Origin of the sequence: Lacrimispora sp. 210928-DFI.3.58 (genome assembly GCF_020554865.1) — a bacterium.
GTDB lineage: Bacteria > Bacillota > Clostridia > Lachnospirales > Lachnospiraceae > Enterocloster.
The window spans coordinates 26,182-38,223 of sequence record NZ_JAJCIC010000029.1 but is presented as its reverse complement, the minus strand read 5'-3'; the positions used below and the strand labels follow the sequence as shown (position 1 = coordinate 38,223).

Sequence of the window (12,042 nt, the reverse complement as noted above, 5' to 3'; positions counted from 1 at the left end):
CAAATGCCGAATCCGTTTGACGCGTTCGCTTGACGGTCCGTGTCTACAGCACATCGTTAAACTTACCCGTTCTTTTGTTTTACCTTTGCAGAGAATACGGTATAAAAGATTCTGTCATACTACTTTCATACTATCAATTTAGAAGAGGTAAAACACGATGAAACAAAATTACAATGAAATCTTGCGGGAGTACCGCATCTACTTGACCGAACATGAAAAATCTCACGCAACCATACAAAAGTATGTTCGTGAGTTGGTTTGGTTTCTTTCATTTTTACAGGGGGAAGAACCTACAAAAGCAAAGGTGCTGGAATATCGAGAGCAACTGCAACAGAGCCACCATGCCCGCACCGTAAATGCCAAGCTGTCCGCCATTCATTCCTATCTGGACTACCTGGGGCTGGCGGCCTGCAAGGTGAGGTTTTTGAAAATCCAGCATACGGTATTTGTGGATGACAGCCGAGATTTGACCGAAGCGGAATACCACCGCTTGTTAGACGCTGCCAAAAGGAAAAAGGACAGCCGCCTGTATCATGTGATGCTTGCCATTTGCACCACCGGAATCCGGGTCAGTGAGCTTTCCTTTCTGACTGTGGAGGCATTGCACAAAGGAAAAGCGGAAATCCGCATGAAAGGCAAAATCCGCACCATTCTCTTGACAAAAGAGCTGTGCCGGAAATTGAACGCCTATGCCAAAGAAAAAGGCATCCGAACGGGGTATCTGTTCTGCACCCGTACCGGAAAGCCCTTAGATCGAAGCAATATCTGTCATGATATGAAAAAGCTGTGCCGGGCGGCGCGGGTAAATCCTGAAAAGGTCTTTCCCCACAATTTGCGGCACTTGTTTGCAAAATGCTATTATGCCATCAAAAAGAATCTGGCATATCTTGCGGATATTTTAGGACACGCCTCCGTGGACACCACGCGTATCTATGTAGCTATGGGCACACGGGAACATGAGCGAACCTTACAGCGGATGCATCTGATCTCATAGCACCACGGAATAATGATTCTGTGGTTCCATGGCCCCCTTGCTCAGTTACAAGTAGAACTGATTAGCTCTATTATAAGTGTATCAGAGCAGATTTTCAACCATTTATTACATATAGAACAGCAAAATAAATACGAAAAATAGACCTGCACCGCGAAATATGTGCGCAGGTCTGCTTTTTATGCCTGTCAGAACGCCCTTAGTTGATTAAAATAATAATTTTCTTCCTAGAAGCAGTAACGATTACCCCAGAATCATTATTCTGCGGTAATTGAATCGTTCAGAAAAGGAAAGTTTGTGGTTAGGATATTCCCTTTGAAATGGCAGGAGGTGAATAAAGTGGAAGAAAGATGGTCGGTAGAATTGTTGGAGTGCTTGGCCCAGAAGGCCGGATGTGGGTATCTGTCGGATTTGCGGTATCTCAGCCCATGGGAGCAATTCCATCTGTCCAGGGAGCTTTTACATGTTCCTTCGGAAGCCTTTTCGCTAAAAACGTGGAATGACGCCTTGGCTTATCTGACGGGTCTTTCCCAGCAAGCGGATGCATCCGCCGCGAAAGAAACGTTGATGAAGCATCTATCGGAACACTGCAGCGGTTTGCAACGTCATCCGAGCCGAGAATGAATTTGAATAGAAAGGTGGTTAGAATGCTATGCAAATTACTGTTGTAGGCGCAGGTTATGTGGGGTTATCTCTTGCCACTCTGTTAGGCCAAAAGCATGAAGTAATAGTGCTTGATATTGATGAAGAAAAGGTTGCGAAAGTTAATTCCCGTATTTCTCCCGTTCAGGACGTATATCTCGAAAAGTTTTTTGCCGAAAGAAAACTAAATTTGACAGCCACTGTAGATACGGCAATAGCATATAAAGACGCCGAGTATGTAATTATTACAACACCTACTAATTATGAGGATGAAACCAATAGCTTTGATACTCATGCGGTTGATTCCACCATAGAAATTTGTATGGCAAATAATGATCATTGCATTATGATCATCAAAAGTACGGTTCCTGTTGGGTATACAAGGAGTGTGCGAAAAAAATATAACACCAGCCACATTCTATTTTCCCCTGAATTTTTAAGAGAAACGAAAGCCCTATACGACAATTTGTACCCTTCCAGAATTGTTGTTGGTACAGATATTGCAGACCCTGCTATGGTTATCCATGCACAGGTTTTTTCAACCATCTTGCAAGAGTGCGCAAATAAAGAAGATATTCCCGTCTTGATTATAGGGCTTGATGAAGCAGAAGCCGCTAAACTTTTCGCTAATACTTATTTAGCCATGCGTGTTGCGTTCTTTAACGAATTGGATACCTTTGCAGAAATGAATGGGTTAAGTACAAAGAACATCATAGATGCAATTTGTCATGATCCTCGAATTGGTAAGCATTATAACAATCCATCTTTTGGCTATGGCGGATATTGCCTCCCGAAAGATACAAAGCAGTTGAAATCAAGTTTTCATGATATTCCTGAAAATTTGATTACCGCTGTGTGTCAGGCAAACCACACCAAAAAAGGCCATGTCATAAAGGGAATTCTGAATAAACATCCTGGCACAGTTGGTATTTACCGCTTAACGGCAAAGTCTAATTCTGACAATTTCCGTTCAAGTGCTGTTTGGGGTGTTATGGAGGGGCTTTCCAAAGAAAAACAAGAAATTGTAATATATGAACCCTTATTAGGCGATGCCGCAGAGTTTATGGGTTATAAGGTTGTACATTCTTTTGCGGAGTTTAAGCGTTCATGTGATGTTATTGTTGCTAATAGAGTTTCCAGTGAACTCTCGGAAGTTATGTATAAGGTTTATACAAGAGACATCTTTGGAAGAGATTGACCCGGCGAGGCGGTGATTGTAATGTACACATTTTTCTTGATGGTCGAGGATTATATCAAAACTCATAACCTTCACCTCTTTATGTTTTTCTTCGCATTCATTTTCATTCGATGGGGAATAGTATTTTTCCATGCTATTCGATATAAGCCATATGATTATGAAGATAAAGAAATAAATTATTTTACATCGGTGCTGCTCCCAGTCGTTGACGAACCATTAGATCTATTTTATAGTGTTCTGATGAAAATAGCACGCCAGAATCCGTCTGAGATTATAGTTGTCATTAATGGGCCAAAAAACGAGGGGCTTGAAAACCTGTGTGTAGATTTCAACAGGAATTTACCAATTTGCTTTACTCCTGTTCAGCATTATTATACACCTGTTGCCGGTAAGAGAAATGGGATCCGTGTGGCAATGGAGCACATTAATCCGAATTCCGATATAACAGTGCTTGTGGATAGTGATACGGTATGGACAGAGGATACTTTGTCCGAGTTGCTGAAGCCTTTTGCTTGTGATCAAAAAATTGGCGGTGTTACAACCAGACAGAAAATACTTGATCCTGACCGCAAACTCGTAACCATGTTTGCAAATTTGCTTGAAGAGATCAGAGCTGAAGGAACGATGAAAGCAATGAGCGTTACAGGCAAAGTGGGCTGCCTTCCCGGCAGGACAATTGCTTTCCGTACTCAGATTTTGATAGATGTGATGTATGACTTTATGAATGAGACATTCATGGGATTTCACAAAGAAGTATCCGATGACAGAAGCCTCACAAACCTGACGCTCCGAAAGGGGTACAAAACAGTTATGCAAGACACCTCAGTAATTTATACAGATGCGCCCACCGAATGGAAAAAATTTATCAGGCAGCAGTTAAGATGGTCGGAAGGTTCACAGTATAACAATCTGAGAATGACTCCTTGGATGTTAAAAAACGCCAAGCTGATGTGCTTTATTTACTGGTCAGATATGATTAGTCCGATGATGCTGGTTAGCGTTTATGCCAATACTATAATTTGCAAGGTGTTAAATATACTTGGCTGCGCGATTCCAACATTGGCATATACCGCTCCATGGTGGCAGATCATTCTCTTTATTCTTCTTGGTTGTATCATTAGTTTTGGTTCACGAAATATTAAGGTTATGAGAAGTGTGAAGTGGTATTATACATTACTGCTTCCAGTATTCATCCTTGTTTTAACTGTTGTCATGGTTCCTATCCGATTGCTAGGCCTTATGCTCTGCTCTGACGATATGGAATGGGGCACCCGGAAATTGGAGGAGGACAATGATAAAGTGGAAGTTCCTTAATTGCATTTGTATATTCGCGGCTGCTATATTTATATTATGGGTTGGTTGCAACGAACAGCCTGTCGATACCGAGAAGGCCGATGGCTCTGACAGCATTGCGTCTATTGAGGCTCCGAGTAATAGTCAAGCTACACTGGAAGAACCAACTACGGAATCTATTGTAACAGAATCCTCAGTTGTCGAGTCTGAATATTATCCTATTACAGAGGGACAAAGATATTTGGGCGTTTATGTTCAAGGCCCCGAAGAGACTGATGTTTTAGCTGACAGCATCAATACTTTAGCTTGGTTTGATCGTTTTGATCAGACAAGTGATTACAAGATTTCTTTATGTTTAGACGACAATAAATATATAGCGTTTATCACTTTGCAGCCTACCGACTGGGACTTAAAATTGGTTTCTGACGGGTATTATGATGATTTAATTATTGAATATTTTAAGAAACTCTCTTCGGATAACAGAGCCAATACAGAACTTTTTGTTCGATTAGCGCATGAAATGGAAATGAGGCCCTCTTACAAATCTGGTTGGTACAGTTGGCAAACAGATGATGCTCACGCATATGTAAACGCTTGGGTTCACATTGTGAACTTGGGTAGGGAATATGCTCCCAATGTTAAGTGGGTATGGTCTCCCAACAGGGCAGACGAATACACAACGAAATATTATCCAGGTGATGAGTATGTTGATTATGTCGGATTGACATTGAATAACACATTGGATTCCCGTGAGAGTTTTCAGCAGTTCTATGAAAATGAAGGTCAAAGAGACTATTTGGAAGCATATAATAAGCCAATTATTTTTGGAGAGATCGCGGAGCATAGCACCAGTGATGAAGTTCGCAATGAATACATACAATCTGTTTTTGATTATCTTGGAACCTACGATAAATGCATCGGTTTTATTTTCTTAAATCAAGATCTAGAAAGTGCAAGACAATACAAGTTTACAGATTGCGAATTGATATTAGATACATTTATTGAGAATGCGAGGGATTACATTTGTGCGAAATAAGAAGTTTACAAAGTATCAGATCATGACGAGAGTTGGAACGATTATCAGCATTTTACTGTTTGTTGTCCTTGGATTTTGTATCGAAGTTATTTTCTAAAAAAATGGAGAAAGTGAAAGATGGAACATCAAACCAAAGGAACGTTGCGCAATCAGGCCGTCATTACATCAGCCGGATCGCCCCGAGCAACCACACCGCGGTTCGTAAGGTATTGGATGGGAGCAATTCCCCCTAACGCTGATCCCATTGGCGGTTTCAGGAGGGAGCCGTCATGTGTAGAACGGGATATCGACCAACGGAAATGGGAGTAACACCGTTAAAAAAAACATCCCCCGGCCCGTGGGAAATGTGGCCGGAACCATGAATTTGCGTATGCAATAAAATATCATACTATTTTTTTGTTCGCCCGGAGGGTTTATGCCCTTCCGGGCGAATTTTGTTATTTCCTTCGGCCCGCTCTATCGGTCAAACACTTTTTCAAAATTTTTTTAAAAAAGTGGTGTTTGGCGGGTAGCTGGAGGCCTTTCAACAGTAACTTTGGCGGAAAGGGAGAAAACCACCGAAATCCCCCACAGAAAGGGGGTGAAAAGATGGAAACGATCCCCCGCAATGATTTTATCCTGCGGCACCGCTATGATGCTTTCTGCAAAGCGGTACTCCGCAATGAGGCTAAAAGCTACTGGTCGGAGATGGCGCATCGCCGCGAACGTGAAAAGTCGCTGGATGCTCTGACACAAGAGGAAATGGACAAGCGCTCAGTCGTGGATGATTACCCCAGCGACAGCTACGTTTTTTCGTCGTATGGGTATGACCTGCTGATCGACAACGAGCTTGTAGCCGAGGCGTTCGCCAGCCTGCCGGAACAGGAACAAAGCATTTTGATTTTGCACTGTGTTCTGGATTTGGCAGACGGAGAAATCGGCAGCCTCATGGGAATGTCCCGCAGCGCCGTACAGCGTCACAGGACAAGGACCCTGAAACAGTTGCGTATGAAATTGATGGCGTTCATGCCAGAGGGAGGTAAACGCGGATGAAGGAACCTACATTCAACGGCAGAGAGCTTCTTCCCCTTTCGGTGATGGAAGCTGCCCACGCTGGGGATGCAATGGCTATGGAGCAAGTGCTGCGGTACTATGAGGACTACATAAACAAGCTCTGCATCCGCACCTTGTATGACAGCAACGGCATCCCCTATGTGTGCGTGGACGAGTATATGAAGCACCGTTTGGAAATCAAGCTCATTCATTCCATCATCGTTGCCTTGAAGTAACGACCCGGCCACGGTAACGGAAATGTCTTATTACTCTCTTTCCGCATTTCCGCCGGCTCGGTGGCTGATGTATGTACCTTGACAAATACGCCCGCAGGACAATGGCGGCGCGTCATAGGGCATACGGACACATTCTGTCTACACCGAGCCGGACGGCGGGTGCGCCATGATGCTGGTTTCTACGAAAACAGCGGAGCGACAACCACCCAGCCGCAAAATAAGCGTAGCTGCTTATGGGCGATGACGTGCAGGCAGGACAATGATACTCCCTTACAGCCACAGTCCGAGCGTTAAAAGCGTCACAGGCAATGGGTAGGGCCGTGTGAGAACCACACGGGGGTGAAAAGCCCGTGGAGCTGGGCCGCCAGCCGTCCGTGTTTTGCCCACATTTACAAGGAACCTTTGCTTTGAACAGAAGGAGGCCATATTATGAGTAATAACGATGTGCCTATTTGGGAAAAGTATACGCTTACCATTGAGGAAGCGTCGAAATATTTTCGCATTGGAGAAAACAAACTGCGTCGGCTTGCCGAGGAAAACCCATCCGCTGGCTGGGTGATTTTGAACGGCAACCGCATCCAGATCAAACGGCAAAAATTTGAAAAAATCATTGATTCTCTTGACACAATCTAGTGAAAAAGAGCCTTGACTATGCTATAATACTCTTAAAGCGTGTCAAGGCTCTTTCCGTCATGGAAAGGAGCATGACGAAATGTCAAAAAAAGAACGAGATGAAAAAAGGCGGGACAGCAAAGGCCGCCTTTTGAAATCTGGAGAGAGCCAGCGAACAGACGGAAGATACGCCTACAAATATACGGATACCTTTGGAGAACCGAAGTTTGTGTACTCATGGAAGTTAGTCCCTACGGACAAAATCCCTGCCGGAAAACGCCCGGATATTTCTCTGCGTGAGAAAATCAAGCAGATACAAAAAGACCTTGACGATGGGATTGACACCATCGGTAAGAAAATGACCGTGTGCCAGCTATATGAAAAGTATATCCGGCAGCGGGGCAATGTGAAACGGGGAACCCATAAGAGCCGCCAGCAGTTAATGAAACTTCTGTCCGAGGATAAAATCGGAGGGGCCAGCATCGACAGCGTGAAGCTGTCTGACGCCAAAGAATGGGCCTTGCGTATGCAGGAAAAGGGCGTGGCCTATCATACCATCTGCAACGGCAAGCGTTCCCTGAAAGCCATTTTTCACATGGCCGTACAGGACGATTGCCTCCGCAAGAATCCCTTTGACTTCCAGATCAATGAGGTTATCAACGACGATACCGTACCAAAGGTGCCGCTTACCCCTGCACAGGAAAAGGAGCTTTTGGGCTTCATGCAGAGTGACCCCGTTTATGCCAAGTATTATGACGAGGTATTGATTCTGCTGGAAACCGGACTTCGCGTTTCCGAACTCTGCGGCCTGACGCCTGCCGACCTGAATTTTGACAAGCGGTTTGTGAATGTAGACCACCAGCTTTTGAGAAGCACCGAGGACGGCTACTACATCGAAGCGCCAAAGACAGACAGCGGTTATCGCCAGGTGCCTATGAGCGCAGCGGCCTACAAAGCATTTCAGCGTGTGTTGCACAGGCGAAAGGACGGCAAAGGCGTTGTGGTGGACGGGTATAAGGGATTCCTGTTCTTAAATCGGGACGGACTGCCGAAAGCGGCTGTCAACTATGATTCCATGTTTCAGGGCCTTGCCAAGAAGTTCAACAAGTTCCATGCGGAACCGCTGCCGGAGGTCATGACGCCACACACCATGCGGCATACATTCTGTACCAGAATGGCAAATGCGGGCATGAACCCCAAGGCATTGCAGTACATTATGGGGCATTCCAATATCGTTATGACGCTGAACTATTACGCCCACGCCACGTTCCATTCCGCACAGGAGGAAATGGAACGGCTGCAAGCCAAGTCACAGACCGCCGCCGCAGTCAACGCGCAGCCTGCGTCAGAGAGCGCCCAGGAATCCAAGGCCGCATAAGATACGCAGAATGTACTACTGTTTGTACTACGTTTGAGAACGAAAACATGAGGGGTAATAAGAATGTTTGTGAGGTTCTTCCGATAGGAAAAATGCCGGAAAAGCCCGAAGTTAAGGGCTATACCGGCATATAAGAACATCTAACGAGATAATTGGAAATCTATTAAATGATTTCTTAAAAATATCACCAGGTTCTAATTTTAGTCTCGCAATCTGGACATCCGTGTAGCTTCTTTTCGTTAGTTCTTCTATCGGTATATCCTTGAATCTTCTTTTTCCATAATCAAAATCTGCAATTCTAAGACATATAGTCCCACTTTCGCCTTCGACTGGTTCTACTCCCCATATTCCTCCATCTCTTGTATTCACAATATGACGAAAAGGGCACTCTGACCAATATACCGGAACAGAATCCAACCATTCAAATCTACTTTTTCTCATTTCACGCATATAGTCACCACCTTAGCGAAACAGCTTAGACACTCGTTCCGAAACCGAACGCTCAAGCTCCAGGAACTTGGCTTCCAGTTCTTCACTTGGTGTAGGCTGCTGATACTTATAGAAATAGCGGGTGAATGGAATCTCTGCACCTGTCTTGATAACCGGTTTCTTTGCTCCCGCATTTTCTTCAAAGAACCATTTGGCGTCCGGCACGTGAGGAAGCACTTCACGAGCCATGTAGGCTTCAATATCTTCCTCGTACTTGACGATCTCGATATCCTTGGTTTCTTTATCGTACAGAATATTGCCCTTTTTGTCTCTCTGGATTTCCGCTTTCTTGTCCATCACGGAAAGACCATCCGCAATTTTCTCAATCAACTTTTTATCGACAGTGGCATCAGCCAGCACTTCAGTCAGAACTGGCATAAAAGCCTTTAGCGAATAATAGACCACATCAGAAACAGCGCTGCTCAGCGTAGACAGAATTGCATCGTAAACCGGCTTATTGTTCTGGTAGGATTCCAGCTTTTTCAATTCCTTTCCGGTCAGTTCTTCCGCACTTTCCAACTCAGCGACCTTAGTTTCAGCGTAAAGAGAGGACAAGCATCCCTTGGACAGCATCGCTTCAATTCGTTCCTCTGTAATAGTGTAGCTTCTCTGGAGTGGCTGCATCACAGCATACTCACGGTAGATAAATTCGGTATTGTCGTAAATCTTGCTGTACTCATTTTCTTTGAAATCCGCATACAGCTTCGTAATAGCGGAACGATCTTCCGCAGAAATTTCATTCTTCTTATTCCCCAGCGCTTTGCGCAGCTTGTGAGAGAAAGAGGATGCGTCAATCAGCTGAATCTTTCCTTTACGTTCCGGTCGCTTGTTTTTTGACAGCACCCAAATGTAGGTTGCAATGCCAGTGTTGTAAAACAGATCAGTAGGCAGACCGATGATGGATTCAATCAAATCATTCTCCAGCAGCCAGCGGCGAATCTGACTTTCACCGGATGCTGTACCGCCAGTAAAAAGCGGACTTCCGTTTTCGATAATCGCCGCACGACCGAGCTTGTCATCCATTTTGTCAATGGCTGACTGAACGAAAAGCATCTGCATATCACCGGAGCCAGGAAGTCCAGCCCCCCAGCGCCCACCAAAGCCTTTCTGATATTCAGCGTTCACAGCCTGCTCCACGCCTTCTGCTGCATCCTTGCCGCCCCACGGAGTTCCGAACGGTGGATTTTCGATGACAAACCGCATCTTGATTCCCTTGAAACGGTCAGCTTTCATGGTGTCCTGATAGCAGATATTTTCCGCATTCTGTCCTTTAATCATCATCTCGGCAAGACAAATTGCGTAAGATTCCGGATTGATTTCCTGACCAAACAGACGCACATCGGCTGTAGGATTATAGCGTTTGATGAAGTTGTAGCTGGTGGAGAGCATACCGCCGGTTCCACAGGCCTGATCCAGCACGGTGATGACTTTTCCATCATCGAAAATATCGTCACAACCCTCAGCTAACAGAATATTGACCATCAGTTTGATGATGTCACGACCAGTGTAGTGATCGCCAGCTTCTGCATTTTCAGAAAATCTCCGAATCAAATCTTCAAAGATATAGCCCATCTTCACATTGTCGATGGTCACCGGATTTAAATCCAACTCGGAAAATGCTTTGACCACAGAAAGCAGACGGTTGTTCTTGTCCATCTTATCGATCTGTTTATCAAAGTCCAGACTCTTGACAATATCCTGAATGTTCGCAGAGAAGCCCTGAATGTAGGATTTGAAATTTGCAGCCAGATGGTCAGTATCGTTGACCAACTCAGCCAAGTCGAACTCACTTGTATTGTAAAACTGATAACCAGAAATCCGGTACATAGCTTTGGCGGGATATGCCGGGTTGCCCTTGAATTTCTCTACAACTTTCTGCTTTGTTGGTGCAAGGGCGCACTCAAAGCGACGAATAATCACCATTGGAATAATCACATCTTTGTATTTGTCACTTTGATAGGTTCCACGCAGCTTGTTGGCAATGGACCAGATAAAATTTACTTCGGTCGATACATCAACGGGGCTATCATCCCACATCGCATCTATCATTTGTTTCTCTGGCATTTTATCTTCCTCCGTTAAAGGTTACTGTTTCTCTATTCTCCATTATAGTACATAGTCTTCTCCATAGTTTGGACTCCCAATGCACAAACTCAAGAGTTCTCAGCTTTATCGGGTACATACTCCATGATGTCACCGACATCGCAGCTGAGAGTGGCACAGATTTTTGAAATTACATCCATGCTGACATTTTCATCCTTGCCCATTTTAGCAATTGTAGTGGTACTGATTCCCGTTCTGGCTCTTAAGTCTGATTTGTTTAGGTTCTTGTCAATCAGTAGCTTCCACAGTTTTTTGTAGCATACCGCCATACACTCACCTCAATATCTTTCACTTAGCAATTCTGGAGCTATACATTTTTCCTCTATCATATCATAGACCTCCAGATTTCACAATCTTAGTTCAAGTAAACTGGAAAATATATTTATAAAACTAAAGATAATATGCAGATATGAGTTTTTCTCATGTGAATACGTTTCAAGAGGCCGCCTATGGAGGGTTCACAAATTGGCAAGCAGTGTAAACCTGTACAGGTTCACTCATTTTCTCGATTTTCCCTTCGGTGCAATCTTCGCAAATTTGCTTGTTGGGGCAGCATCCCCAATCCCCTTTGATCGGTATCTACGATACCGGCTGCTCGTTCATTCTGAACGTTTTCCTGAGAAAGAAAAAACCTGGACTGCCATTTGGCATCCAGGTTAAAATCTTAATTCCATTTGATTATTCTTTCTTCTCAATCCAACCAATAAAGGTGCTGACCTTTTCGAGTTCTTCCTCATTCATGGTTCTCAGCTTCTCGCACAATTCACGATACGGGGTATTCGCATCGTCCAGCGGGGCGAAAAATTCTGCCGGTGTCATATCAAAATACGAGATGATATTGAACAGTTCCCTGAGAGACGGCAAGGCTGCTCCGCTGGTTATTCCACGAATGTATGAGCCACTCTTATCCAAATCCAAGCTCATTTTGTGTTCGGAAATATTCTTTGCTATTCTTAATTCTGTAATCCTGATACGAATAAATTCATCATACTGCGTGTTGGCCATTCCTGTCCCTCCTTCCTCAACTATTGT

13 protein-coding genes are annotated in these 12,042 nt (G+C 44.3%); 9 read left to right on the top strand and 4 right to left on the bottom strand.

Annotated elements, in window-relative coordinates; translation table 11 throughout:
* Positions 1-157: 157 nt before the first annotated feature.
* From LIZ87_RS16385 to LIZ87_RS16345, 9 genes are all read left to right on the top strand, one after another.
* Entirely contained in the window at positions 158-994 is an 837-nt protein-coding gene (locus tag LIZ87_RS16385; protein ID WP_002573990.1) for a tyrosine-type recombinase/integrase, read from the top strand.
* A gap of 336 nt (positions 995-1,330) precedes the next feature.
* Positions 1,331-1,615 (top strand): hypothetical protein, encoded by a 285-nt coding sequence (locus tag LIZ87_RS16380; RefSeq protein ID WP_018595755.1) that lies wholly within the window; start codon positions 1,331-1,333, stop codon positions 1,613-1,615.
* A gap of 28 nt (positions 1,616-1,643) precedes the next feature.
* Entirely contained in the window at positions 1,644-2,831 is a 1,188-nt protein-coding gene (locus LIZ87_RS16375) for a nucleotide sugar dehydrogenase (protein WP_002566654.1), read from the top strand.
* Between the two features lie 21 nt (positions 2,832-2,852).
* Positions 2,853-4,145 carry a glycosyltransferase family 2 protein gene (locus tag LIZ87_RS16370; RefSeq protein WP_002566653.1) on the top strand — a complete coding sequence of 431 codons (1,293 nt, stop codon included), beginning with the start codon at positions 2,853-2,855 and terminating at the stop codon, positions 4,143-4,145.
* Positions 4,123-5,160: a glycosyl hydrolase gene (locus LIZ87_RS16365; protein WP_002573989.1), complete on the top strand. Its 1,038-nt coding sequence runs from the start codon at positions 4,123-4,125 to the stop codon at positions 5,158-5,160. Before LIZ87_RS16370 ends, LIZ87_RS16365 begins: the two co-directional genes overlap by 23 nt.
* 588 nt (positions 5,161-5,748) lie before the next feature.
* On the top strand, positions 5,749-6,192 hold the full coding sequence (locus LIZ87_RS16360) for an RNA polymerase sigma factor (protein WP_227148466.1): 444 nt from the start codon (positions 5,749-5,751) through the stop codon (positions 6,190-6,192).
* Positions 6,189-6,428, top strand: coding sequence for a helix-turn-helix domain-containing protein (locus LIZ87_RS16355; protein ID WP_002566649.1), 240 nt, complete (start codon positions 6,189-6,191; stop codon positions 6,426-6,428). The genes LIZ87_RS16360 and LIZ87_RS16355 overlap by 4 nt, the downstream gene beginning before the upstream one ends.
* A 429-nt stretch (positions 6,429-6,857) precedes the next feature.
* Positions 6,858-7,061, top strand: coding sequence for an excisionase (locus tag LIZ87_RS16350; RefSeq protein ID WP_002566648.1), 204 nt, complete (start codon positions 6,858-6,860; stop codon positions 7,059-7,061).
* Positions 7,062-7,140: 79 nt separating this feature from the next.
* Positions 7,141-8,418, top strand: coding sequence for a site-specific integrase (locus tag LIZ87_RS16345; RefSeq protein WP_002566647.1), 1,278 nt, complete (start codon positions 7,141-7,143; stop codon positions 8,416-8,418).
* Positions 8,419-8,529: 111 nt separating this feature from the next.
* On the opposite strand, the gene LIZ87_RS16340 is transcribed toward LIZ87_RS16345, so the two are convergent.
* From LIZ87_RS16340 to LIZ87_RS16325, 4 genes are all read right to left on the bottom strand, one after another.
* Entirely contained in the window at positions 8,530-8,868 is a 339-nt protein-coding gene (locus LIZ87_RS16340) for a hypothetical protein (protein WP_227148463.1), read from the bottom strand.
* A gap of 12 nt (positions 8,869-8,880) precedes the next feature.
* Positions 8,881-10,971 carry a type I restriction-modification system subunit M gene (locus LIZ87_RS16335; RefSeq protein WP_227148461.1) on the bottom strand — a complete coding sequence of 697 codons (2,091 nt, stop codon included), beginning with the start codon at positions 10,969-10,971 and terminating at the stop codon, positions 8,881-8,883.
* Between the two features lie 89 nt (positions 10,972-11,060).
* Positions 11,061-11,279, bottom strand: a complete 219-nt coding sequence (locus LIZ87_RS16330; RefSeq protein ID WP_227148459.1) for a helix-turn-helix domain-containing protein — start codon at positions 11,277-11,279, stop codon at positions 11,061-11,063.
* A gap of 409 nt (positions 11,280-11,688) precedes the next feature.
* On the bottom strand, positions 11,689-12,015 hold the full coding sequence (locus LIZ87_RS16325) for a helix-turn-helix domain-containing protein (RefSeq protein WP_008982557.1): 327 nt from the start codon (positions 12,013-12,015) through the stop codon (positions 11,689-11,691).
* Positions 12,016-12,042 lie beyond the last annotated feature (27 nt).